The 23,692-nt window shown below is 70.5% G+C and carries 23 protein-coding genes and 1 pseudogene; 10 read left to right on the top strand and 14 right to left on the bottom strand.

The features are described from left to right. Positions 1–172: 172 nt before the first annotated feature. Entirely contained in the window at positions 173–928 is a 756-nt protein-coding gene (locus ACF1B9_RS31560; protein ID WP_391745903.1) for an IPT/TIG domain-containing protein, read from the bottom strand. 363 nt (positions 929–1,291) lie between these two features. Then, positions 1,292–2,782 (bottom strand): carboxylesterase/lipase family protein, encoded by a 1,491-nt coding sequence (locus ACF1B9_RS31565; protein ID WP_391745905.1) that lies wholly within the window; start codon positions 2,780–2,782, stop codon positions 1,292–1,294. Positions 2,783–2,870: 88 nt separating this feature from the next. On the opposite strand from ACF1B9_RS31565, the gene ACF1B9_RS31570 reads away from it, so the two are divergent. Then, positions 2,871–3,503 (top strand): TetR/AcrR family transcriptional regulator, encoded by a 633-nt coding sequence (locus tag ACF1B9_RS31570; RefSeq protein WP_391745907.1) that lies wholly within the window; start codon positions 2,871–2,873, stop codon positions 3,501–3,503. A 125-nt stretch (positions 3,504–3,628) separates the two neighbouring features. Here ACF1B9_RS31570 and ACF1B9_RS31575 read toward each other — a convergent pair whose 3' ends face one another. Then, positions 3,629–5,248 carry an adenosine deaminase gene (locus tag ACF1B9_RS31575; protein ID WP_391745909.1) on the bottom strand — a complete coding sequence of 540 codons (1,620 nt, stop codon included), beginning with the start codon at positions 5,246–5,248 and terminating at the stop codon, positions 3,629–3,631. 239 nt (positions 5,249–5,487) lie between these two features. On the opposite strand from ACF1B9_RS31575, the gene ACF1B9_RS31580 reads away from it, so the two are divergent. Further along, complete coding sequence (locus ACF1B9_RS31580; protein ID WP_391745911.1) at positions 5,488–6,840, top strand: erythromycin esterase family protein; 1,353 nt, start codon at positions 5,488–5,490, stop codon at positions 6,838–6,840. Between the two features lie 674 nt (positions 6,841–7,514). Here ACF1B9_RS31580 and ACF1B9_RS31585 read toward each other — a convergent pair. The 3 genes and pseudogenes from ACF1B9_RS31585 to ACF1B9_RS31595 all read right to left on the bottom strand — a co-directional run bounded on the left by ACF1B9_RS31585 (position 7,515) and on the right by ACF1B9_RS31595 (position 10,076). Next, entirely contained in the window at positions 7,515–8,687 is a 1,173-nt protein-coding gene (locus tag ACF1B9_RS31585; RefSeq protein WP_391745913.1) for an AbrB family transcriptional regulator, read from the bottom strand. Between the two features lie 309 nt (positions 8,688–8,996). Continuing rightward, positions 8,997–9,254: a DUF397 domain-containing protein gene (locus tag ACF1B9_RS31590; RefSeq protein ID WP_391745915.1), complete on the bottom strand. Its 258-nt coding sequence runs from the start codon at positions 9,252–9,254 to the stop codon at positions 8,997–8,999. After that, a pseudogene (locus ACF1B9_RS31595) lies at positions 9,235–10,076 on the bottom strand (Scr1 family TA system antitoxin-like transcriptional regulator). The gene ACF1B9_RS31590 and the pseudogene ACF1B9_RS31595 overlap by 20 nt, the downstream one beginning before the upstream one ends. A 114-nt stretch (positions 10,077–10,190) precedes the next feature. On the opposite strand from ACF1B9_RS31595, the gene ACF1B9_RS31600 reads away from it, so the two are divergent. The 3 genes from ACF1B9_RS31600 to ACF1B9_RS31610 all read left to right on the top strand — a co-directional run bounded on the left by ACF1B9_RS31600 (position 10,191) and on the right by ACF1B9_RS31610 (position 11,757). Beyond that, the gene (locus ACF1B9_RS31600; RefSeq protein ID WP_391745916.1) at positions 10,191–10,439 is read left to right on the top strand and encodes a hypothetical protein; all 249 of its coding nucleotides are present in this window, start codon (positions 10,191–10,193) and stop codon (positions 10,437–10,439) included. Beyond that, positions 10,429–10,662, top strand: coding sequence for a hypothetical protein (locus ACF1B9_RS31605; RefSeq protein ID WP_391745918.1), 234 nt, complete (start codon positions 10,429–10,431; stop codon positions 10,660–10,662). Before ACF1B9_RS31600 ends, ACF1B9_RS31605 begins: the two co-directional genes overlap by 11 nt. 249 nt (positions 10,663–10,911) lie before the next feature. After that, positions 10,912–11,757 (top strand): hypothetical protein, encoded by an 846-nt coding sequence (locus ACF1B9_RS31610; protein ID WP_391745920.1) that lies wholly within the window; start codon positions 10,912–10,914, stop codon positions 11,755–11,757. Here ACF1B9_RS31610 and ACF1B9_RS31615 read toward each other — a convergent pair. Both ACF1B9_RS31615 and ACF1B9_RS31620 read right to left on the bottom strand, forming a co-directional pair. After that, positions 11,738–13,219, bottom strand: a complete 1,482-nt coding sequence (locus tag ACF1B9_RS31615) for an ATP-binding protein (RefSeq protein WP_391745922.1) — start codon at positions 13,217–13,219, stop codon at positions 11,738–11,740. The genes ACF1B9_RS31610 and ACF1B9_RS31615 overlap by 20 nt on opposite strands. A 305-nt stretch (positions 13,220–13,524) precedes the next feature. Beyond that, complete coding sequence (locus ACF1B9_RS31620; RefSeq protein ID WP_391745924.1) at positions 13,525–14,103, bottom strand: helix-turn-helix domain-containing protein; 579 nt, start codon at positions 14,101–14,103, stop codon at positions 13,525–13,527. Between the two features lie 132 nt (positions 14,104–14,235). On the opposite strand from ACF1B9_RS31620, the gene ACF1B9_RS31625 reads away from it, so the two are divergent. Together ACF1B9_RS31625 and ACF1B9_RS31630 are read left to right on the top strand one after the other, a co-directional pair. Further along, positions 14,236–14,913 carry an SAM-dependent methyltransferase gene (locus ACF1B9_RS31625; protein WP_391745926.1) on the top strand — a complete coding sequence of 226 codons (678 nt, stop codon included), beginning with the start codon at positions 14,236–14,238 and terminating at the stop codon, positions 14,911–14,913. 39 nt (positions 14,914–14,952) lie between these two features. Then, on the top strand, positions 14,953–15,462 hold the full coding sequence (locus tag ACF1B9_RS31630; RefSeq protein ID WP_391745928.1) for a DinB family protein: 510 nt from the start codon (positions 14,953–14,955) through the stop codon (positions 15,460–15,462). A gap of 57 nt (positions 15,463–15,519) precedes the next feature. On the opposite strand, the gene ACF1B9_RS31635 is transcribed toward ACF1B9_RS31630, so the two are convergent. Beyond that, positions 15,520–16,218 carry a response regulator transcription factor gene (locus ACF1B9_RS31635; RefSeq protein WP_391745930.1) on the bottom strand — a complete coding sequence of 233 codons (699 nt, stop codon included), beginning with the start codon at positions 16,216–16,218 and terminating at the stop codon, positions 15,520–15,522. Positions 16,219–16,402: 184 nt separating this feature from the next. On the opposite strand from ACF1B9_RS31635, the gene ACF1B9_RS31640 reads away from it, so the two are divergent. After that, on the top strand, positions 16,403–17,008 hold the full coding sequence (locus tag ACF1B9_RS31640; RefSeq protein ID WP_391745932.1) for a Uma2 family endonuclease: 606 nt from the start codon (positions 16,403–16,405) through the stop codon (positions 17,006–17,008). A 66-nt stretch (positions 17,009–17,074) separates the two neighbouring features. On the opposite strand, the gene ACF1B9_RS31645 is transcribed toward ACF1B9_RS31640, so the two are convergent. From ACF1B9_RS31645 to ACF1B9_RS31655, 3 genes are all read right to left on the bottom strand, one after another. Next, positions 17,075–18,655 (bottom strand): PTS transporter subunit EIIC, encoded by a 1,581-nt coding sequence (locus tag ACF1B9_RS31645; protein WP_391745934.1) that lies wholly within the window; start codon positions 18,653–18,655, stop codon positions 17,075–17,077. A gap of 48 nt (positions 18,656–18,703) precedes the next feature. Continuing rightward, positions 18,704–19,672, bottom strand: a complete 969-nt coding sequence (murQ, locus tag ACF1B9_RS31650; protein ID WP_391745936.1) for an N-acetylmuramic acid 6-phosphate etherase — start codon at positions 19,670–19,672, stop codon at positions 18,704–18,706. Positions 19,673–19,775: 103 nt separating this feature from the next. Continuing rightward, positions 19,776–20,693, bottom strand: a complete 918-nt coding sequence (locus tag ACF1B9_RS31655; RefSeq protein ID WP_351075215.1) for a MurR/RpiR family transcriptional regulator — start codon at positions 20,691–20,693, stop codon at positions 19,776–19,778. Between the two features lie 230 nt (positions 20,694–20,923). On the opposite strand from ACF1B9_RS31655, the gene ACF1B9_RS31660 reads away from it, so the two are divergent. Both ACF1B9_RS31660 and ACF1B9_RS31665 read left to right on the top strand, forming a co-directional pair. Next, a complete protein-coding gene (locus ACF1B9_RS31660; protein WP_376221814.1) occupies positions 20,924–21,292 on the top strand; it encodes a hypothetical protein in 369 nt (122 codons plus the stop codon). Further along, entirely contained in the window at positions 21,289–21,615 is a 327-nt protein-coding gene (locus tag ACF1B9_RS31665; protein WP_391745938.1) for a DUF4031 domain-containing protein, read from the top strand. The genes ACF1B9_RS31660 and ACF1B9_RS31665 overlap by 4 nt, the downstream gene beginning before the upstream one ends. Here ACF1B9_RS31665 and ACF1B9_RS31670 read toward each other — a convergent pair. Both ACF1B9_RS31670 and ACF1B9_RS31675 read right to left on the bottom strand, forming a co-directional pair. Next, on the bottom strand, positions 21,595–22,821 hold the full coding sequence (locus tag ACF1B9_RS31670) for a Cmx/CmrA family chloramphenicol efflux MFS transporter (RefSeq protein WP_391745940.1): 1,227 nt from the start codon (positions 22,819–22,821) through the stop codon (positions 21,595–21,597). The two genes, ACF1B9_RS31665 and ACF1B9_RS31670, sit on opposite strands and share 21 nt — an antisense overlap. Before the next feature lie 91 nt (positions 22,822–22,912). After that, positions 22,913–23,617 (bottom strand): hypothetical protein, encoded by a 705-nt coding sequence (locus tag ACF1B9_RS31675; RefSeq protein WP_391745942.1) that lies wholly within the window; start codon positions 23,615–23,617, stop codon positions 22,913–22,915. Positions 23,618–23,692: the final 75 nt, after the last annotated feature.

Below are 23,692 nucleotides of genomic sequence, written 5' to 3' on the forward strand. Positions count from 1 at the left end.
ACCCGAACGCAGGAACAACGACAGGTCCCGCCCCGGACCCATGTCCGAAGGCGGGAGCTGTCGTGCCTCGGCCTCCACAGTGCGCGCACTTCGCCGTCCTCGGAGGCCGCGTCTACCTCGTCGCGGTCGCCGCCCTACGGTCCGATGGACCGCCTCACGGCTGGGCTGTTGGTCAGATGCCGGGACTGGCGAGGTAGGTGAACCCGTCTGCTACCAGGGCGGTCCCGGCGGCGTTGGTGACCCGGACATCTGCCGGGCCGGGTGCGCCGTCGCTGGTGCGCGGGGTGACGACGGACAGGGTGGTCGCATTGATGACGGTGAATGGGGCGACCTCGGCGTCGAAGGTGACCGAGTCGGTCGTGTCGAAGTTGGTTCCGGTGATGGTCACTGCTGTCCCTCCGGACGCCGGGCCGGAGTTGGGAGCGATGGTGGTGATGGTCGGCGTGTCGATGTAGGTGTAGGACAGGCCGTTGTTGGTGCCGCCCGCGGTCGTCACACTCACCGACACCGGTCCGGCCGCAGCGCCCGCGGGCACTGTGACGCTGATCTGACTGTCGGAGACCACCGTCGGAGTCGCGGTGACACCGCCGAAGGACACACTGGTCGCGGTGGACAGCCCGGTGCCGTTGACGGTGATGGTGTTGCCGCCGACCAGCGGGCCGGAGTTGGCGCTCAGAGAGGACTTGAACGGGGCGCCGACGTAGAAGAACGGCAGCGGGTTGCTGGTCCCGCCGGGCGTGGTCACGGTGACGTCGACGTTGCCGTTCCCCGAGGGTGACACCGCGGTGACCTGGGTCGGCGAGACTTGCGTGATGCTCGTCGCGGACTTGGAACCGAACGTCACCGCGCTGGTGTTGGACAGGTTCGTGCCGGTGATGGTCACCAGAGTGCCGCCACCGGTGGAACCCTGGTTCGGAGAGATGGGCATGGCAGTTCTCCCTTGCTGGGTGAGACGGACGGAGAAACCACGAACCGGCCGAAGGGCGACACACCGCCTCACAGCCCGGCAGTCAGACGGCAATCCGGGTCGGCGAGGAGTTGCAGCGGAGGGGCAGGCGATGCCGCACGGCGGCCGCCCTGCGCGCAGACGCGAAGAACCAGCAGACGTCGCCCTTACCACGTTTCCCCGGCACGGGATGGGCGACCCGCCGGTTCGATACCTACAGTGACCCATCCAGGTGCATGGACAAGCAAGGGCATAAGCAGATGAGTCATCCATATGGAGTAACGGGACAGGGTATCGATCCTGCCCACGACACACGGGGTCGGCTGCAGCGGACGCTCCCACGCTTCAGGTGAGATCGAACGGGGCCGGGGCGTGGCCCACCCAGATCCGGCGGGAGGCCTGTTCGGGGTAGGGCAGGGTCTTCGATTCCGCGTCCAGGACGCGGGTGAGGGGCCGGTCGGGGCGGAAGGCGGCCCATCCGGGGTCGCCTGTGGTGGCGAAGCGGACCCACGCCTGCTGGAGTTCCCGCGACACCGTGAGGGTCTCGGGGGTGGGAGTGTCGCCGATGAGTCCCCGGCCGGAGGGGCTGTCCAGCGTGCCGAACGCCAGGGGGACGTCGAGGCTGTGGCACGCGCCCATGACTCCTCCGAGGGCCGGGGCGGCCAGTAGCAGCTCGAACAGGAACGAGGTGCCGCCCGCGACGGTGTTCGCCTCGGCCAACCGCAGCGACGGCATCCGGAAGAGCGCGTCGGAGTACACCGACTCCAGCAGTTCCTCCGGGGTGGCCCGGGGGTGGGCGGCACGGTAGGCGTCGGCGCCGTCCGGACCCGGGGCGAACAGGGCCAGGGCGGTACGGGCGTCCTGCTCGGTGAACCGGCCCAGCCGTCCGCTCATGACGCTGAACAGCCGGAATTCGTCGCGTGTATGGCCGACGAGGAGGTCGACTCCGCTCGCGCGGCCACTGGCCAGTGCGGGCCAGGGTGTTTCGGGGAGGACGTCCCCGTCGACGACGGGGCATATGGCGACGCCGGTCCGGGAGAGCCGTCCCCAGGCTCCGTGGTGGTCGGGGAGTTCGGCGCCGAGCGCGGAGACGGCCTCGGCCAGGCGCTGGGGTTCCACTTCGGAGAGGGCCGCGGCGGTGGGCACCGTGCCCAGCCGGTCCGCGAGCGCGGCAGTGACCTGTTCCGCGAGTGCGGGGGTGCAGTGGTTGCCCGGCACCGAGTGGGTGATGGCCCGTCGGAACAGGCCGCGCACCGGCTTCATCGCTAGCAGGGCGGCGATCGATCCCGCCCCGGCGGACTGTCCGGCCACGGTGACCCGGTCGGGGTCTCCCCCGAAGGCGGCGATGTTCCGCCGCACCCAGTGCAGGGCCGCGATCTGGTCGAGGAATCCGCGGTTGGGCGGGGCACCTTGGAGGAGGGCGAAACCCTCGGCGCCCACACGGTAGTTGATGCTCACCACGACGAGTCCCGCTCCGGTCAGCGCCCCCGGGTCGTACATCGGGTCACCGGAGGTCCCCGCGATGTAGGCGCCTCCGTGGATCCACACCAGCACGGGCAGCCCGGCCGCGCCCGGATCGGGAGTGCTGACATTGAGCGTCAGCCAGTCCGTGCCCTCCGTCGGATTCGCGCGGGCCGGGCCGGACTGCGGAGCCACGGGCCCGAACTCCACCGCCTGTCTCGTCCCCTCCCAGGGCCGCGGCGGGGCGGGGGCGGCGAAGCGCAGCGCTCCCACCGGGGGCTGGGCGTAGGGGATGCCGCGAAACACGGCGTGCCCCCGCCGTCGGCGGCCCTCCACCACGCCTTCCGCGGTGCGCACCCTCGGCTGTTCAGGCATGTCGCTTCCTTCCTCCGTGGGTGTCCAGGTTTACCAGTCACCTGTATTATGTCAACTGTATTGGAACGAGCTCACGGAGAAGCCGACGATGCCGAAACAGGTGGACCACCAGGAACGCCGCGAAGTGATCGCCCGAGCGCTGTGGCGGGTGGTGGAGCAGCGCGGCGCCGTGCATCTGACCATGCGCGAGGTCGCCCAGGAGGCGGGCATCTCGCTCGGGCAGTTGCAGCACTACTTCGCCTCCCGCGAGGCGATGCTCTCCTTCGCCATGGACTTCGCGTCCGAGCAGACCTCGCTGCGCGTCGGCCGGGGCCTTCAGGAGCTCGGGGAGCGGCCGCATCCTCGCGACGTGTTCCGAGTGATGCTCATGGAGACGCTCCCCCTGCACCCCGACGCCCGCGCGACGAGCCGGATGAGCGCCGCCTACGTCCTGGAAGCGCTGCACGACGAGAACATTCACGCGCGGGCGCGCGACGGGTTGATCCAGGGGCGCGACCTCGTCGAACGGCTGGTCCGTCAGGCGATCACCGATGGGTACATCCACCCCGACCGCGACCCGGTGGCCGAGACCGATCTGCTCCTCGCGCTCACCGGTTTCACCACCCTGATCGAGCTGGACGTGATCGAGCCCCGGGGCGTGCGCACCGCTGTCGATCAGTACCTGGACAGGCTGTTCACCGGAAAGGGAACCGGAGGGCGGGACGCGGATGTGGGGACGTGAGAGGGGGCGCGAGGGGGTGCGGCCGAGGGCGAGCGTGCGCGTCCCGGTGTGTCAGGAGCCCGTCGTGGAGCGACGTCCGGGCCCGGGGCTCAAGGCCCCGGGCCCGGAGGGGTGTGCGGATGCGGTCAGCGGTGACGGCGCTCGAAGGCGGCGAAGGCCGTCTCCTGACGCCACTGCGTCGCCGCCTTCGGGTTGTCGGCGAGGTAGCGGGCACAGCGCGTGCTCGGGTGGCCGGCGCCGAGCCGGTCGCCGCGGCAGGCCGCAACCGGCCGATAGGCGGAGGGGGCGGAGTCGGCGGCCCACAGGCTCCGGCCGCCACGGAACGCGTACTCCAGCGAGGCGCGGGCCAGGTCCTTCAGCTCGGTGTAGCGCAGACCGTAGGTCTTGGCGGCGTACTGGTACTCGTGGCTGATGTCGATCCGCGAGACCCCGGGGTCGTCGGTGGCCAGCACGATCGGGACGCCGTAGCGGCGGTACGCGTTGAACGGGTGGTCGGCGCCCGCGATGCCGAGGATCTGCTTGTTGCTGGAGAACGGCACCTCGACCGCCACCTTGCGCCGCGCCATCGTCCGGGCCAACTGCCGCCAGTCGTTCTCGTGGACCAGGTCCACGCCGTGACCGATGCGCTCGGCCCCGGCGACGAGTACGGCCTCGCGGATGTGGAACGTCAGGTCCTCGGGCTTGACCAGGCCGGGGGCCAGCTCACCGGCGTGCAGGGTGAGGTGGGCGCCCGGGTACCGGCCGTGCAGGTACTTCAGCATCCGCATCTGCAGGCTGTAGTTGGCCAGCGAGCTGTCCCAGTCCTCGGGCTGCACGAGGTTGACGGCGACGAACCTCGGGTCGCGTTCCGCCAGCCGCATTCCTACCGCGATCTGTGTGAACACCCGTGCCGGGGAGCTGCCCCGGGACACCTGGGAGATCCACCTGACGGGAAGCCGGCAGCCCGGGGCGGGGCGGCGGGTGTCGCAGTGCGCGGCCACCCGGAACTGCGCGTTGGCGTCATTGGCTTCCTGGACCGCCTCGTCCACGACCCGGTCGAGCCGCCCGCCGGCCAGGAGCTTGCGATGGAATGCGGCGAAGTCGGGGTCGTAACCCACGGTGTCGGCAAGCTTCTTGGCGCTGTCCGACGCGGGGGTGACCATGGTCTCCAGATAGAACTGGTTCTGCTCCACCACGGTGTCGGCCACATCGGCGAGCAGCTTGCCGCGATCCCAGGTCGCCATGCCGAACTTGTTGAAGGTGTCGAAGAAGTGGTCGTGGCCGGACTGGTCGGACGGGAAGTCCTGCATGGACCAGGCCCGGACGATCTGCCGACGGAAGCCGGCATCGGTCCGCGCGTCGGCGGCGGGCCGCTTGCCCGGTCCGCACGGCGGCGCGACGGCCGTCATCGTCGCGTCGATGCAGAGCCCCTTCTCGCCCGCGAGCTTGATCAGGAACTCGGTCCTCGCCGCACCCGAGAGGTGGTTGTGGAGGTCGCCCCCCTTGGGCAGCGCCTTGAAGAAGGATTTCAGCCTCTCGGGCCTGTTCCGCAACGAGTTGAGGTACGCGGCGGTCCTGCGCTCGGCCGGGGTCACCGCACGGGGCGACGTGTACGCGGCTACCCGAGACGACGAATCCTTCGCCGGGGTGGACGTGGTCGCGGCGGTGGCGGGGATCGCCGGAAGCAGAGTCAGTACCGCGAGTGCGCCGAGCCCGGCCGGGAGCAGGGACTTGGGACGGTGAGCCGTCCGGTTCGATGAGATCACCGCCGAATGATTGCGCTCGGGGAGTCCGTTTCTCACCCAAACCGCGTTTATGGCCGGAAACCTCCACCCGATCGAGTGGGCGAGCGGGCGCTGCCCTCCGACTCTTCCGGGAGCTGTCTCCCCACCAGAGCCGGGGGCTGTCTCCCGGGAAGAGTCGGGGGCTTCTCCCAGTGTGCGGCAGCGCAATCGCAGGCAATGATCCTTCTCAAGTTGCCATACGTAAGTTGAGAGGTATCAGCATGGCTAGGCACCGGAAGCGGATCAGCCGACGGGTACTGCTGGCGACGGCGGCGGTCGCGGCGGGAGCGGTCCTCGCGCCCGTGACGGTCCAGGCCGCTTCGGCCGACAGGGCCGGCAGGGAGCAGAACCCGGTCCGCGCACTGGAGCAGGCGGCGCACCCGCTGCGCTCGACCGAGCCCGGAGGGAACACGGCCGACCTGCGAGCCCTGGGCTCGATGATCGGCGACGCCAAGGTGGTCGGCCTCGGCGAGGCCACCCACGGCTCCCACGAATTCTTCACCATGAAGGAGCGGGTCTTCCGCCACCTCGTCGAGAAGAAGGGCTTCACCACCTTCGCCCTGGAGCTGAGCTGGTCCGCGGGACTCCAGATCGACGACTATCTCCAGACCGGCAAGGGCGACGCACGCGAGATCGCCAAGGAGACGCTCACCAACTCACCCTGGGAACGTGAGGAGTTCGTCAGCCTCATCGAGTGGATGCGGGACTACAACCGCCACCACCCCGACCGCACCGTCCACTTCATGGGCGACGACATCGGCGCCCCCGCGCTGAGCGACGAGTTCTTCGGCCGGGTGACCGGCTACGTGCAGAAGAACCACCCGGAGGCGCTGCCGCGGCTCAACGAGCTCTACACCGGACTGCGCCCGATCGACGATGTCTTCGCCTACCTGGGCAAGCCGCTCGCGGAACGGCAGCAGCTCGCCGTCAAGGCACAGCAGGCTCTGGAGCTGGTCGGCGGTCTGAAGGGCTCCGGCGGCGACGCGTTCGACTGGGCCGAGCAGAACGCCCGGTCCGTCGCCCAGACCGCCAAGTTCCTCACCCTGAACCCCGACGACCCGGAGTCGAACGCCGCCTCCCAGCGCTTCCGCGACGAGGTGATGGCCCAGAACGTCTCCTGGTGGCAGCAGCGCACCGGCCAGAAGGTGCTGCTGTCCGCGCACAACGACCATGTCGCCTACGTCGCCAGCGATCCCGAGATGTACTCCAAGACGCAGGGGTCGTTCCTGCGCGACACGATGGGCAAGAACTACCTCCCCATCGGCTTCACCTTCAATCAGGGTTCTTTCCTGTCGAAGGACGCCGCGCTGGGCGGCGAGTGGAAGAAATTCACCGTGCCGGCCGCCGGGCCCGACCGGAACGAGGCCACCCTCGACCAGGTCCGCTACCGCGACTTCTACCTCGACGCCCGCACCGCTCCGGCCGCCGCGCGCGACTGGCTGAACACCGCCCGGCCCACGCTCAACGTCGGCACGCTGTTCCCCACGGAGCCGCGCGACATCGCGCTCGCCAAGGCCTACGACGTCCTCATCCACCTCCACGAGGTCAGGGAGGCCGACAAGCTGAAGCCGTGACGGCCTGGTTTCGGCCCCGGCGCGAGCCGTCCGACACCACCCGACCTGCGGGGAGACCGACTGCGAGCCCAGCCTCTCCGCCGCGGGATGACTTCTTGACTGATCCTGTGGCGAGCAGCGGTCACGAGGCGGACGGCCACCGCTATAGCCAGTGGTCCTTGCTGCTCTATGTCGTCCTGCCCTGGGTCGTCGGCCAGTACGACGCGGCCCTGGCTCGGCCGACCCTGGCGGCCCGCGTCAGGCGGCCTGCACGTAGCCGTCGGCTCCGGGCGGGTCATCGCCGCGCAGCGGGGGGTGAAGTCGACGTCAAGGTGCGGGTCGTACGCCTCGGGCCGGAGGCCGAGTTCGTGGTCTCGATCGAGGTCACGGCCCACCCCGGCCTCGGACGGCATCCAACGTCACCACCAACGACGCTGGGCCGAACGGGCGACGGCGGAGACGCTCAGAACTCCACGATCGTCCCGTGGCCGGTTTCTGGCGCACCTGGGTCATGCCCCAGCAGGACGTGCAGGCGGATCCGACGGCCCATGAACGGGAACTCCGCGAGCGCGTCCGGGGCGGAGCGCCTCTTGGGGGCACCCTTGCGCCGGGTCTTCTCCCCACAGCGGCCGCCTCATGGTCGCGTAGACCTCATCGAGCGGGATCACCAGGCGCATTCCGGCCGGTGCGCCCGCTCACGCTGCGTGCCTACGCGCCGTCCGGGCCCCGTAGCTCGTCACCCAGCGGATGAGCAACGGTGTGAGCATCACCACGAGGAAGAGCCGGAGGCTCTGAGAGGTGGAGATGAGGGCGACGTTGGAATGCAGTGAAGCGGCAGTGGCGAGGACCGCGTTGATGCCGCCGGGAGTGGTAGCCAGGTAGGCGTCGTTGAAGGAGATGCCGACCGCGGCGGCAAGCGCGGCGGCAAGCGCGGCGCACATCAGGCAGACGGTGAAGGTTGCGGCCAGTACATACGGCAGCATGCGTCCGGCGTGGCGCAGCGTGGGGCGGGTGAAGCGCGAGCCCACCTCCAGGCCGATCACCACGAAGACCGCGTCCTGGAGCGGCCCGACCGGCTGGAACCCGTGCGCAGCGCCGGTGAACACGCCGACTGCGGTCAGCAGCATGGGGCCCAGCAGCGTGGGCGCCGGCAGCCTCAGCCGGCGTCCGAGGCTGCCGCCGAGCGTGCAGAGCGCGGCCAGGACGAGCAGACCTGCCAAGGTGTGTGAGGAATTCACCAGGGCCAGGGAGTCCGGCAGCAGGGCGGATCCGAACGGCCGGGCGTGAGCGGGGTTCCCGGCGTGCGAAGCAGTGTGAAGGGCAAGTACGACGACCGGCGCGGAGGCGGCCACCATGCCGACCCGCAGGTACTGCATGAACGCCACCACCCGGCTGTCCGCGTCTAGGTCGTCGGCGCAGGCGATGATCGCCGCGGACCCGCCGGGGACCATTCCAAGGACGGCGTCGCTATGGCTCATCCGAGTCAGGCGCGGGAGTATCAGCGCGACGCCGAGGCACAGAACGACTGTGGCCAGCGTCACGCCGGCCAGCGGTCCGATCGAGCCGACCACGGACCGCACCGCCCCGGGGTCGAGGTAGCTGCCCATGAGCACGCCGGCCACCGCTTGCGCCGAACGGTTTGCACGCGTGGGAAACCGCGACCGCACGGTACCCGTCAGTGACGCGGTCACACCTACGACCAGCGCGGTGAGCAGGTGCGCGGCCGGGACGCCGGCCCACCGGGCGGCGTTGCCGAGGAAATAGCACACGGTGGCGAGCAGCAGCCACCGAACGGCAGGTGAGGCCACCGCTGTGCGCAGGGACGCCAATGATCGGGCAGAACCAAGCAGGGTGGTAGGGAAGGGCACTGCTCTCCTTGTCGGCACCGATCTCTACGACCGAAATGCTCATCTTCTTCGCCGCTTGGTGCGACCTGCGGAATCAAAAGTATCAAAAAGGGACAATGTCCGCATTATCGACAAGTCGTGGGCACGTCAACACGAACAAGATGCCCTGCAGACACTTGCGGTCGTCCAGCGGCAGACGACTGGGACAGCAACGCCGACGCGTTCGCACTGGCAGAAGCGGCTCCATCCGCCCCCACAGTCATGGGGCATGCCCAACGAGCCGTCCCGGAAAGAGACATGGCTACGCACGAATCTTCTGTCAGCTCCTTTTCAGGCGTGCTTGAGGTCCGCAATGAAGGAGGTCCAGGCAGCGGCCCGGAACACGAGCGTCGGGCCCTCGGTCGCCTTGGAGTCGCGCACGGGGACGATGCCGGGGTGGCCGTCGGCCACTTCGAGGCAGTTGCCGCCGTCGCCGCCGCTGTATGTGGACTTGCGCCAAGTCGCGACTTCGAGGCAGTTGCCGCCGCTGTAGGAGGACTTGTGCCAGGTGGCCGTGGACGGGTCGTGGTCAGGGCTGCTGAGCTTCATGGGCGTAATCCTCCGCCGCCGACTCGATCAGAGCCAGGGACAATTCTGGTGACAATGCGCTGGCCGCAAGCAGATCGTAAGTCAGTTCGTAGCGGGCGACAGGCCCTGGTTCGTCCAGCAGTTGGCCTGACCCGAGTCCGTCCAGGTAGGCGAGCGGGGGAGCGTCGGTGAACGACATCAGCTTCAAGCCGCCGTCCATGGCCGCGTGCGCACCCTCGCTGAACGGCAGAACCTGCGCGATGATCCGGTGTTGACCTACCAGCGACACCACGTGTCGCAGCGCCTCCGCCATCACGGCAGGGCCGCCCACGCCTCGACGAAGGACCGCCTCGTCGAGAGCTGTCCACAACATCGGCGTTGTTGGATTATTCAGAAGCTGGCCGCGCTCGAGTCGTGCTGCCACCAAGTTGTCGATTTCCTCCTCCGGTGCCGTCGGCTGGTACGCCCGGAACACCGCGCTCGCGTATCCCTCCGTCTGCAACAGCCCCGGAATCAGTAGTGGCGCGTACTCCTTGATCGTCTTCGCCACGGCCTCCGCCTCGGCCGCTTCCGCGAAGTGGTCCGGGTACTTCGACTTCTTCAGGGCGGCGCAGTTGCGCACGAAGAACCCGTCCGCGTGCAGGATCTCGTCCAGTTTCTGGGCCTGGTCCATCTGCATCCGGCGCGTACCGGACTCCAGTTGTCCGATGAAGGAACCGCTGACGAACAGGGGCAGGCCCAGGTCCCCCTGGGAGAGGCCCGCGCCTTCCCTCCGGTGGCGGAGTTCGGCGCCGAGCAGGGCGCGTGGAGAGGAGGGGGGTCGAGCTCTTTGGGGCCAGGCATGACAACTCCCTGTGACACACGTGCGGTTGTTGGCTCTGCGCCTCTTCCAGGCTAGCTGCGCGTTGGACACGCTGGGTATGCATTGTCATTACTCAGCGTGGAAAGGGATGGGCCATGACGATCAAGGAACGGCGCGGGGCGGCAGAGGTCAGAGTGCGGGCGGCGGAGGACGCGGTGGCGCGGCTGAAGGAGGGGTTATCGGGGGTGGGGATCACGTTGCCTTCGCTGCGGATCGACCCGGTGACGTGCGCGGGAAGCGAATCGACGTCGTTGCTGGTGGACCTCGGCCGGTGCAACCTCGACACGGCGCTGCGGCTGAGTGCGGTGCTGGAGGCGCAGGGGTTGGCCGGTCATGACGGGTGAGGGGCCGGAGCCGTGCGGGCCGGAGCCGGGGTCGTTCGCGGTGGACACCCGGGACGGGCGGGTGGGGCGTGTGATGGGGCGCGTCGGGCCGTACGTACAGCTGCGGGCGCCGGGGGGCGGGGCGGAGTGGGACTGTCCGGCGGAATCGGTGCGCCCTGCCCCGCTCGGGGAGGTGCTGCGGGCCAGGGTCAGGGAGATCAACCGGGAGGGGAGGCTGCCGTGACGGTGTCGGCCGGGCAGCTCTGACACGGCGGTGGACGTGCGGAAGGGCGACGCCCAGGGTGGGTGGCGCCCTTCGGTCGGACCGGTCGGACCGGTCGGTCCGGTCGACGTGCGAGTGTCGCGACGGCGACGAGGCTTTCGAGTTCGGTGAAGACGAGGCTTTCGAGCTCGGTGCACCTGTGTAGCACGCGGATCGGGTGCCGTGCGCAGTCAGGAAAATTTCAGGGAGGCCCTGCCAGCGTGCCGTTCCATGACAACCGACACGACTGACACGTATGCGCCGGGTACGCGCTCCCGTGCACGACAGATGCTGAACAAGGTCCCGGAAGTGACCCTCTACTTCTGGGTGATCAAGGTGCTGTGCACCACCGTGGGGGAGACCGCGGCCGATCTGCTCAACGACAACCTGGGCATGGGGCTGACCAACACCTCGTACCTGATGAGCGCGCTGCTGGTGGTCACCCTGGTCTTCCAGTTCCGGGCGCGCTCCTATGTGCCGAGCCTGTACTGGCTGTCCGTGGTCCTGATCAGCGTGGTCGGCACGCTGATCAGCGACAACCTCACCGACAACCTCGGCGTTCCGCTCCAGACCACGACCGTGGTGTTCGCGGTGGCGCTCGCCGTCACGTTCTTCGGCTGGTACGCGAGTGAGCGGACGCTGTCCATCCACACCATCCGCACGACGCGCCGCGAGGCGTTCTACTGGCTGGCGATCCTGTTCACCTTCGCGCTGGGCACGTCCGCGGGCGACCTCACGGCGGAGAAGCTGAACCTGGGGTACTGGCTCTCCGCGGTCGTGTTCGCCGCGCTGATCGCGGCCGTGGCGCTCGCGCACCGCACGCTGGACTTCAACGCGGTGTGGTCGTTCTGGATCGCGTACGTCCTGACCAGGCCGCTCGGTGCCTCGCTGGGCGACTATCTGTCGCAGCCCACCGCGGACGGCGGGCTGGGGCTGGGCACGGTCGGCACCAGCATCCTGTTCCTCGCGGTCATCCTCGGCCTGGTCGTCTTCCTGACCCGGACCCGGCGCGATGTGGCGCGGGACGGTGCCGTCGAGACGGCCGGCGCACGGGGAGTCAGCCCGCGGGAAGGGTGACGACGAAACGTGCGCCGGGGGCCGCGGCGTCCAGTGCGATGTCGCCGCCCGCGGCCCTGGCCAGTCGGCGGGCCAGGGCCAGGCCGAGACCCGCGCCGTCGTGTCCGTCCTCCGGGCGGGCGCGACGGCCGGGTTCGAAGAGCGAGGCGACGAAGTCCGGCGGGACGCCGGGGCCGTCGTCGCCGACGTGGACCGTGACCTCGCCCGCGCCCGCCGCGCAGGTGAGGGTGATCGTGTGGGTGGCGTAGCGGCGGGCGTTGTCCAGGAGCGGCGTCAGGATGCGCTCGGCGACCTCCTGCGAGACGCCGATGCTCACGTCCGGTGCGGTGCCGGGTGCGGTGCTGGTTGCCGTGCCGGGGGTGCGGCCGGGTTCGCCGCCGGGGGTTGCGTCGTTTGCCGCCGCGACGCTCACCGGTGGGGCGTCGGGGAACAGGGCCGCGTTGCGTGCTGCCAGGCGGTGCGCGATGTCGGCGAAGCGGGAGCGGCCGGGAGTCCGTGCGTTGCGGGTGCGGACCTCCGAAAGCAGGGAGTCGCAGATCTGCTGCATGGTGGTGGCGGCGCCCGCGATGGCTTCCAGGGAGGTTTCCCGTTCCTCGGCCGAGCGCGGGCGTCCGGTCAGCCACTCGGTCTCGGCGGTGATGCGGGCGAGCGGGGTGCGCAGTTCGTGGGAGAGCTCGGCGGCCTGCTGCTGCTCGTGTCGCAGGACGGCGGCCAGCCGGTCCAGCAGGGCGTCCAGGCTGGTGGCGAACGAGGCGAGTTCGGCGGGCCGGCCCTCGGCGCCGAACCGTTCGGGGGCGCCCGCGGCGCTCCACCGGGTGGCCTGTTCGCTCATCGCGGCGACAGGGCGCAGGGCCCGTCGTACGACGAGGCGGGTCAGCAGATAGATGGTGGCCAGCAGCAGCACGGCCAGCGCGATGGAGCCGACCAGCGCGGTGTCCGCCGTGCTGCGGTACGGGTCGAGGCTGACCGAGCTGACGACGGTGCCGGCCTGCGTGGGCGGGTGTCCCTGCCGGGCGGGGGTGTCGACGGGGAACGCGTACAGCCGCCACGCCCCACCGCCCTCGGTGTCCGCGAACGTCTCGCGGCCTCCGGCGAGCCGGGCCGCCTGGGCCTGCAGGCCGGCGGGCGCGGTGGGGGGCTTCTCGACCACCGTGTCGCCCTGGAAGATCCAGACCCCGACGTCCAGGGCCCGGTCCTCGGCGGGTTCCCGGACGACGAGCCGCCCGTCGGGGCGTACGTCCACCGTCGCCGCCACCGCTTCGGCGCGGGTGCGCAGGACGTCGTCGGCCTGTCCGTGCAGCCGGTTGTCGAGGGCGAGGTTGAAGACGGTGGTCAGGACGCCGATCCACAGGGCGCAGGTGGCGAGGGCCATCAGGGCGAGGCGACCGCGGAGGGTCCGGGGGGTGAGAAGGCGCTTCACCGGCCTGTCGGAGCCCTTGGCCGTGCCCGTCGACACCGTCACGCCTCGCCCTCCCGTCCTCTCGTCGGATGCTGTCGTCCGGTGTCGTTTCGATCGCGTGGGGAGCGGTCGGGGGTCTCGGCCGGGTCCGGCTGCCCACGCGATGATCGTGGCGACTCCCGCGCGCCATGGTTCGCTGAAGTAAATGTAACTGCCCTGAGCTGAGCGGTTCGCGTTGCTCATGACAAGTTCGTGCCGAGTGTGATCCGCGGCGCGCCGGGGAGCCGGCGGACAACAGGTCGACCGCGCCGGCGGAGGGGACGCGCCGCCACCAGGGGTCGGACTCGGTCGGAGGAGGGCTGGGACCGTCAGTGCCTGGACGGTGCCAGGTGTGCGCGCTCTCCCTGCGCGCCGAACAGGGCGAGCAGCTCCGTGGGCCGGCTGTCGGCGCTGCCGATCCAGTGCGGTACGCGGGTGTCGAACTCCGCTGCCTCGCCGACGCCGAGCCGGAACTCCTGCTCACCGAGCACGAACCTGGCCTGTCCGTCGAGGACGTAGAACCACTCGTATCCCTCGTGGGACTGCAGGTTCATCGTGGGTGCCCGGCCGGCGGGCGGATGGATCACCTTGTAGGCCTGGATACCGCCGGCCCGCCTGGTCAGTGGCACCATCACCAGCCCGGATCGCCGCACCGGTCGCAGGTGGATGCGCGGGTCTCCGGTGGGCGGCGCCGCGACGAGATCGTCGAGCGGGACGCCGTGCGCCCGAGCCAGGGGCAGCAGCTGCTCCAGCGTGGGCCGCAACTTGCCGTTCTCCAGGCGGGACAGGGTGCTCGCCGTGAGGCCGGTTTCGTTTGCCAGCGCCGCCAGCGTGGCGCTTCGCGCCCGGCGCAGGGCACGCAGTCGCGGCCCGACTCCGGCCAGTACGTCTTCTGCGGGATGGTCCATGGCTCGATGATGCGGATCCGCAATTTTTCTTGCAAGCGTGAAACGGCGGTGTCGATGCTGTCGGTACATCACCGGCATCGAAGGCGCGGATCGATCACGCTCGGCACGCCGGCCGACGAAGGGACAACTCAGATGGATTCCACCCGACGCCGACCCACCGCAGACGCCGCGAGCGACCGGGGCGCGACGGATGAGGACGCCGAGCTGTTCTGGGAGCGGCACTACCGCACCCGGCGCACCTGGGGCGCACGCGTCAACCCGCTGCTCGCCGAGACCGCCGCACCGCTGCGCCCCGGCGCCGCCCTCGATCTCGGCTGCGGTGCCGGCGGTGACGCGATCTGGCTCGCCCAGCGGGGCTGGCACGTCACCGCCGTGGACATCTCCACCACCGCCGTCGAGCAGGTGCGGGAACGCGCCCACGATCTCGGTGTCGCGGACCGGGTCACCACCGAGCAGCACGATCTGGCCAGAAGCTTCCCGGCCGGCCGGTTCGATCTCGTCTCCGCCCAGTACTTCCACACCCCGTTCGCGCTTCCCCGCAGCCGAGTCCTGCGCACCGCCGCACGGGCTCTGCACCCCGGCGGTCTTCTGCTGATCGTCGACCACGGCTCCACCGCGCCCTGGTCATGGAACCAGGATCCCGACATCCACCACCCCGCACCCACGGAGATCGCCGCCGAACTCGATCTCGACCCCGCGCACTGGTCCGTCCTGCGCGCCGACATGCCCCGCCGCCGGGCCACCGGACCCGCCGGCGAGATCGCCACCGTCATCGACAACGTCCTGCTCGTCCAACTGGCCGCCGGATGACCGCCCGACCCGCACGTCACGTCGGAAGGGAGTGACTCGATGCCGGAAAACAGTGCGCGACGATCCCGGACCCGTGCGAAGGACACCGGACCGCCGTCGACCGGCGCCGACGAGAAGGCCACCTTGCGGGGCTTCCTCGACCATCTGCGGAACGCGGTCGCGGACAAGGTCGCGGGCGTGCCGGAACCGCAGGTCCGAGCGGACAAAGTGCCCTCGGGCACCAACCTTCTCGGGCTGCTCAAGCATCTGGCGTCCGTCGAACGGTTCTACTTCCTCGGTGAGGAGGCCAAAGACTGGAGTGCGACCTTCCGGCCGTCGGCGGAGGACACCGTCGACGGCGTGCTCGCCGACTACCGGAACACCGTCGAGCGAGCGAACCAGGTCATCGACGCCTGCCCGGATCTGGCTCTTCCCGCCCCGCGCGCGCCGCGCCGGAGGGCGGCGCCATCGATGCGATGGGTCCTGGTGCACATGATCGAAGAGACCGGCCGGCACGCCGGGCACGCCGACATCCTCCGCGAGCAGATCGACGGATCCACCGGCCGCTGACACCGGCTGCCGGCATGCGGCGCACCGGGCCGCCTCGACGGGGAGCGGGGAAGCCCTTCATCGCCCCTGGGACGGAGGCGGAGCCCCGAAGCGGTAACCCACACCTCGCACCGTGCTGATGGTCTGCGGGCTGTCCGCCTCGCGGAGCTTGCGGCGCAGGCGGGTCAGGTACTGGTCCAGGGTGTTGTCGCTGACCTGCGCCCCCTCCGGCCAGCCCGCCCGCAGCAGGGCCCGGCGGCGTACCACGCTCCCGGGGCCGGACATCAGGCACGCCAGCAGACGGAACTCGGTCGGAGTCAGGGCCACCGGCCGGCCGTGGACCGTCAGCTCGTGCTTGACCGGGTTCAGCCGCATCGCGCCCGCGCTGTCGGACAGGGCGTTGTCGCGGTGGCCGACGCGATGCAGGACCGCGCGGACGCGGGCCGCGAGTTCGCTGAGGTGGAACGGTTTGACCAGGTAGTCGTCGCCCCCGGAGGCGAAACCGGAGAGCCGGTCGGTGAGATCGCCGCGTGCGGTGAGGAAGATCACCGGGACGGTGATCCCCGCACCACGCATCGCCTGGCACACATCGCGTCCGTCGGAATCCGGCAGCCCCACGTCGAGCACGACCGCGTGCACGGACTCGTCGACGGTCTTGAGGGCGGTCGCGCCGTCGACGGCGGTCACGACGTCGAAGTCCTCGTCGCGCAGGCCACGGGCCAGGACATCGCGCAGGCCGTGGTCGTCCTCGACGACGAGAATGCGTGCAGCGGTCACCCGGCCAGTATGGCGCGGGCGGGATCGGTTCGGCGGGGCCGAGGGCCGGAACCGAAGAGGCCGGGCGGACGGCGGAGGGTCGCTGCGTACGTCACACGATCGTGGGACGCTGATGGGAGCGGCGAACTGCCGCAGCACCGTCGATCTACGCTCCTTTGACAGGCCACAGGAGAAGGGACCCGCGATGACTGCCGCGATGGTCGAGAACGACCAGGCCTCTGAGGGCCGCCCGTGGGACTACCTGCTGCAGACATGGCGTGACCTGGACGTGCCCGAGGGCTGGCGCGCCGAGATCGACGAAGGGCAGATCGTCTTGGTACCTCCGCCTCATGCGCATCACAACGGAATCGCCGCCAAAGTGCAGCGCAGGCTTTACAGAGATCTGCCTGAAGAGCTGGAGATCTACCAGACCCTCGGTGTGCACGTGGCCCCGCTGGACAAGCTCTATGTGCCGGACCTCGTGGTGATGCCGTCGGAGCTCATCGATGCCGCCGATCCCGAGACCAGCGACCCGATGGACGTGTCGGACGCTCTGCTCGTCGTCGAGATCACGTCGAGGGGAAACGCCCGGGAGGACCGGACGAAGAAGTACCGCGCCTATGCGCGTGCGGGTGTGCCGATGTACCTGTTGATCGACCGCTTCGACACCCGGGGGGCGATGGCCACGCTGTTCACGGAACCGAATGAGGACGGGACGTACAAGCAGTCCGATCCGGTGCCGTTCGGGAAGCCCCTCACGTTGCCGGAGCCGTTCGGTACGACGCTCCTCACGGGGGATTTCCCGGTCTGAAGCCGTGGACATGGATGAGGGGTGGTACCCGCAGCGCGGGTACCACCCCTCATCCATGTATCCGGGTCAGACCCCGGCCGGTTCCTTCTCCGAGGTGTCGGGGCCGGGAGCCGGTGACGTCGGGCCGTCCGTTGCCGTGACCGCGGAGGTCGCCGGTTCCCGCGAGACGTTGAACTCCGTCAGCAGGTCCTTGCCGAAGCCGAAGAAGTACGTCGCGAGGAACCCGGCGAGGTAGCCGACCAGCAGGCCTCCCGCGTAGATCGCGATCGTCGTGCCGAGGCCGTGGTTGCCGTCGAGGAGGGGGAACAGCGCCCAGCCGGACGGGCCGATGGCCGTGGAGCCGACCTTGTCGCCGAGCTGGTTGAACAGCCCGATGAAGCCGCCGCCGAACGCACCGCCCACGCAGGCCGTGATGAACGGGCGGCCCAGCGGGAGGCTGACACCGTAGATCAGCGGTTCGCCGACGCCCAGCAGACCGGCCGGGAGTGCGGACTTGATCGTCCGGCGGATCGACTCGTTGCGGGGGAGACGGAAGTAGACCGCCACGGCCGCGCCGACCTGGCCGGCGCCCGCCATCGCGAGGATCGGCAGCAGCACGGTGTAGCCCTGCTGCTCGATCAGGGTGGTGTGGATCGGGATGAGCGCCTGGTGCAGGCCCAGCATCACCAGGGGCAGGAAGAGGCCGCCGAGCACGAAGCCCGCGCCCGCGCCGCCGTTGGAGAGCAGCCAGTCGGCGAACGTGCCGATGGCGGTGGAGACCTCACCGGCCACGTACATCAGGCCGAAGATCGTCACCAGGCCGGAGACCAGCACCGTGAGCGTCGGGGTGACCAGGACGTCCAGTGCCTCGGGCACCCAGCGGCGGCACCACTTCTCCACGTACACCGCGAGCACCGCAGCACCGAGTGCGCCCAGCACACCGCCCTGGCCGGGGGAGAGCTTCTGGCCGAACGCCTCGATGTTCGCGACGCCCGGGAAGACGATGATCGCGGCGACCGCACCGCCCAGGATCGGCGTACCGCCGAACTCCTTCGCCGTGTTGAAGCCGACGAACACGGCGATCAGCGCCATGAATCCGGACGCCATCGCGGCCAGCGCGGGCGTGACCGAGGTCAGCCAGCCCAGGTTCACCAGCAGGCCGTTGAGTCCGGCGATGATGCCGCAGCCGATGAGCGCCGGGATCAGCGGCACGAAGATGTTCGCGATCCTGCGCAGGAAGAGCTTGAACGGGGTGGCGTTCTTCGCCTTCCGCGCCGCCCTCATCGCGGCGCCCTGAGCCGCCAGTTCGTCCGCCGAAGCGGAAGCAGAGGCGGAAGCGGAGGGGGATGCGGGGCCTTCGGGGTGGGCGGCGGTTTCGGTCGCGGCCGGTTCCGGTGCGGCCTTGCTGCCCTCCTCCACCAGCCGCTCGAACTCCGGCGTGACCCGGGCGACGGTGCCCGGCCCGAGGACGATCTGGTACGTGTCGTCCTCGACCACGCCCATGACGGCGGGTATCGCCTTCAGGGCCTCGTCGTCGACGAGCGAGCGGTCGTGCAGACCCAGCCGGAGCCGGGTCATGCAGTGGGCGATGGAGCTGACGTTCGCGGCGCCACCGACGAGCGGAAGGATCGCGGCGGCGGTGGCGCGGTTCTTGTCTTCTGTTGCCATGGTGCGTGGTGCCTTGCTGTGCGGGGGTGCGGGGGTGGAGCCGGTGGGTCAGGTGGTGGTGCGGGGGGCGGCGGCGAGGGCGGCGCGGAGATGGCCGTCGGCCGCGGTCAGCAGGGTGGCGGCGGTGGGGCCGTCGACCTGGCCGAGGATGGTGAGGATGGCGTTCTTCACCTCGCCGTCGGTCGCGGCGAGAGCGGCCTCGATCTCCTCGTCGGACGCCCCGGTGGCGAGCGAGACGATCCGGCGGGAGCGGGCGCGCAGCTTCTCGTTGGAGGCGCGGACGTCGACCATCAGGTTCCCGTACGTCTTGCCGAGCCGGATCATCGTGATCGTCGAGAGCATGTTGAGGACGAGCTTCTGGGCCGTACCCGCCTTGAGCCGGGTGGAGCCGGTGAGCAGCTCCGGGCCGACGACGACCTCGATGCCGTGCTCGGCCGCGGCGCCCAGCGCGGAGTCCGCGTTGCAGGACAGTCCGATGGTCAGCGCGCCCTTGGCACGGGCGTGCTCGACGGCCCCGATCGCGTACGGCGTCCGGCCGGAGGCGGAGACGCCGACCACGGTGTCGTCGGCGCTGAGATCCAGGGCGTCGAGGTCGGCGGCGGCCAGCTCCTTGCTGTCCTCTGCGCCCTCGACGGCCTCGACCATGGCGGACGGGCCGCCGGCGATCAGGCCGATGACCTCCGAGGGGTCGGTGTTGAAGGTGGGCGGGCACTCGCTGGCGTCGAGGACGCCGAGCCGGCCCGCGGTGCCGGCGCCCGCGTAGATCAGCCGCCCGCCGCGGGCCATGCGGTCCGCGGTGCCGTCGATGGCGGCGGCTATCTCGGGGAGCCGGGCGCCGACGGCGGCCGGGACGGACCGGTCCTCGCCGTTCATGATCCGGGCGATCTCAAGCGTGTCCAGACGGTCGATCTCGGCGAGCTCGGGCCGGAACGCCTCGGTGGTGAGCGTTTCGAGCTGGGCGCGCAGCTCCCCGTATCCGTCGGGGGAACTGGTGCCGGCGTCGGTGGTGGAGGTCATGGAGAGCAGCTCTGCTTTCTCGATCTCGTACGGTTCAGCGGGTGCGGGTGCGGGTGCGGGTGCGGGTGCGGGTGCGGTGCGGTCGGTTCGATGCGCTCCGAGGTCAGCGGGGGCGCGGGGTGTGGCGGTGGGCCAGCGCCTCGTAGGAGGCGGCGAGCGCCGGCGCGGCCGTTTCGTACGTGCGCTGCGCGACGCCTATGAACAGGCAGTCGACGACGAGCAACTGACTCGTACGGCTCGACATGGCGGCGGGCCGCAGCTCGCTCTCCCGGGCGGTGGACGTGGTCAGCACGTGGTCGGCGTACTGCGTCACCGGGCCGTCGGGGCGGCCGGTGATCGCGATCGTCGTGGCGCCGCGGTCGAACGCGACTCGCAGCGGCTCGATGACATCGACGGTGGAGCCGGAGTGCGTGATCGCGATGGCCACGTCGCCGGAGCGGAGCTGCACGGCGTTGGTCACCGCGAGGTGCGGGTCCGTGTGGGAGTGCGCGATCAGGCCGATACGAGCCAGCTTCTGCGCCAGGTCCTGTCCGACCAGGGAGGAGGCGCCCACACCGTAGATGTCGATGCGCCGGGCGGTGGCGGCGGCGGCCACGGCGGCACCGAGCTGGACGGTGTCGAGCCCCGCGGCCGTGTCGGCGAGGGTCTGCTGTTCGTCGTAGGCCAGCTTGGCGACCACGTCGGCGATCGGGTCGTCGACCGCTATGTCGGCGGTGACGGAGGGGGCCCGGCCCGACTGCTGGTGTGCGGCGAGCCCGGCGAGGGCCAGGCGCAGATCGCGATAGCCGGGATAGCCGAGGAGACGGGCCGTGCGGACCACGGTCGCCTCGCTGGTGCCGGTGAGCTCGGCGAGACCGGTGACCGTGAGGGCGGCGCAGCCTGCGGGGTCACCGGCGACGGCCTCGGCGACGCGCTGCATGGAGCGGGTCATGGACGGCGCGAGCGTGCGCACCTTGGCCGCGAGAGCCGCCGGGGCGGGCGGGGAATCAGCGCTGAAACTTTCCTTCAGGTCATGGGTCACATTTGAAAGATATTTTCAACCAGGTTGCCCGTCAACCCCCCTTTGGTCCCTACCTCTGACGCCCTCGCCGGCGGTGCCGCCGGCGACCCTTCCGCCGGTACTTCCGGCAGTGCTTCCGGCAGTGCTTCCGGACGTGCCGCCGACAGCGCCTCCCGCAGCGCCTCGGACAGCGCGGAAACGGCGGGGACGGGCGCGAGAAGCGGGTTCGCGGGCGGGGTGACAATGGGCCCATGGAGATGAATCCCCTGGAACAGGCGTTGCACACGGCCCGCGCGCTGGTGATGGCCGATCTCGCCGCAGGTGACGTCGCCGAGGCCGGGATCGTCTCGCTGGTCGAGGACGCCGTGACCCACCGCCGCTGGTGGGTCGAACAGTGGCCCGACGGCGCCTCGTTCGTCGTCGGCCTCGTGGCTCAGGACGTGCAGGACGCGCTGCTCGAACGGTACGGGCGGTGGCCGCTCTGCCCGGTCTGCGACGCGGGCGACCCGCATGCCCTGGACGTCGAACCGGAACTGGGCCCGGACCCGCACTGGGTGTGCACCAAGGCCGCTGTCGCCGTCGCCCCGGTCGGTTCGCTGGGCGGGATACTGCGGCGGTGACGGTCTACATCGATCCGCCGGACTGGCCGGGGCACGGACGGCTCTGGTCGCACCTGGTCAGCGACGTGTCCTTCGAGGAGCTGCACGCCTTCGCGGCTTCCATCGGCTGCCCGCCCCGCGCGTTCGAGCGGGACCACTACGACGTACCGGAATCGCGGTACGCGGACGCGGTGCGGGCCGGGGCCCGGCAGATCGGCTCGAAGGAACTCGTCCGCCGGATCACGGAGGCCGGGCTCCGGCGGCCCAAGGGGCGCCCGGCGCCGGCCCTCCGTGATGTGGCACCGGACTCGGTCGACCGGCCGTCAGCTCGCGGCCTTCGCTGAGATCTCCGCAGCCGTCCCGGACGACGCCGCGGCCGGCGCCCCGGTCACCCGTCGCGACCTGCCTCCGCCGTGCAGCCGCAGCGAGAGCAGCACGGCCGCCAGCGCCACCACCGTCATCGCCGCCCCCGCCCATGCCGTCGCCGCAAAACCGAAGTCCGCGTCGATCACCGTGCCGCCCAGCCAGGGGCCGCCCGTGTTGCCGAGGTTGAACGCGGCCGTCGTCGTCGCACCGGCCAGTGTCGGAGCGGCTCCCGCGACATTGAACATCCGGGCGTTCAGCGCCGGAGCCGTGTAGAACGCCGACACTCCCAGCAGGAACGAGAGCCCGACCGCGGCGACCTGGTTCGATGCGAACAGCGCCAGCGCGACCAGGAAGACCGTCGAGGCCGCGATTCCGCTCATCAGCACCCCGAAGAGATGCGCGTCCGCGACCCGGCCGCCGATCGTCGTACCGACCAGCGCGCCGATCCCGAACAGCGCGAGCACCGTCGGCACCCAGCCCGAGTCCAGTCCGGCGACATCCGTCAGCAGCGGGGCCAGATAACTGAACGCGCAGAAGACACCGCCCGCCGCGAGCGCGGTGATCACGATCGACAGCCAGACCTGCCGGTCCCGGTAGATGCTCATCTCCCGCTTCAGCCGCGGCTTCTGCTCGGGCAGCGGGATCCGCGGAATCAGCGTCGTCACCCCGACCAGCGCCACGGCGGACGCCGCGCCCACGGCCCAGAAGGCCGACCGCCAGCCGAGGTTCTCACCGAGAAACGCGCCCAGGGGCACGCCCAGCACATTGGCGATCGACAGACCGCCGATCATCACGGCCATCGCGCGGGCGCGTGCGTTCACCGGCACCATCGCGATGGCGACCGCGGCCCCCACCGCCCAGAATCCGGCGCAGGCGAAGGCGCTCACGACACGGGAGGCGAAGAGCACCTCGTACGTCGGAGCCAGCGCGCCCGCCACCTGGCCGAGGCCGAAGACGGAGATCAGGGCGATCAGTGTGGTGCGACGGGGCAGCCGGAGCGTGGCCACGGCGAGCAGCGGGGCGCCGATCACCATGCCGATCGCGAAGGCGGATATGAGGAGTCCGGCGCGGGGAATGGACACGTTCATGTCGTCGGCGATGGGCGGCAGCAGCCCGGAGAGCATGAACTCGCTGGTACCCAGGGCGAAGACGGAGAGGCCGAGAATGTACACGGCAAGTGGCATGCGTGAGCGGTGAGCGGCAGAGTCGGGCATGACAGCTGCCAACAGCGGTCGGCGGCGTCGCATTCCCGAGACCGCCGCCGCGCCGCGTCGCTCAGTGACTGAGCAGCTCCCATTCGGTCAGCAGATTCTGCCGCGCCCGCGGCTCCCACCGCTCCACCCCGTACGGCGTGCGGAACAGCCGCGGCAGTCCGAGCAGCTGGCGCAGCACCGTCGCCCGCCCCTCGCGGAACGCGTCGTCGGGCACGAAGCCGTACTCCTCCCGCACCTGCGCCGCGTACGCCGCGTACTCCTTCGGGGGCGCCGCCAGGATCGCCAGATCCGCGTCGCACAGCACCTCGCCGTCGGTGTCGCCGTCCGCCGGATCGTGCGTGACGGTCAGCCGGACGAGCCGGGCGACCTCGGCCGTGACGTCGGCCGGTACGCCCGCCTCCGGCAGGGCACGCTCGGCGAGGGCGGCGCTGCGCTCCTCGTTCTCGGACCGGTCGGGACGGTAGACCGCGTCGTGGAACCAGGCGGCGAGGCGCACGGCGTTCGCATCGGCCGCGTGACCGGCGAGCGTGTCGATGCGGTCGAGTACCGCGACCAGGTGCGCGGTGGTGTGGTACCGCCGCTGCGGCTCGGCCCAGCGCGCCAGCAGATGGTCGGCGTACGGCACCGGATCGGGCCCGGACGCCCCGCCCCGCGCCCCGACGAGCGCCTCCCGCCAGCGGTCACGGAGAGCGGCGTCGGTGCTGCCCGCCTCGTGGCCACTGCTTCCGCTTCCGCTGTTTCCGCTTCCGCGCGAGCTGTCGGTCATGGGACGACCCTAGTGCCGGGACCCGGGTGCGGTTTCGTGCGGGCGGGCCGAGGGTCTGCCCGCGTCGGGGTGGGC

The organism is Streptomyces sp. NPDC014727 (assembly GCF_043083485.1).
Lineage (GTDB): Bacteria > Actinomycetota > Actinomycetes > Streptomycetales > Streptomycetaceae > Streptomyces.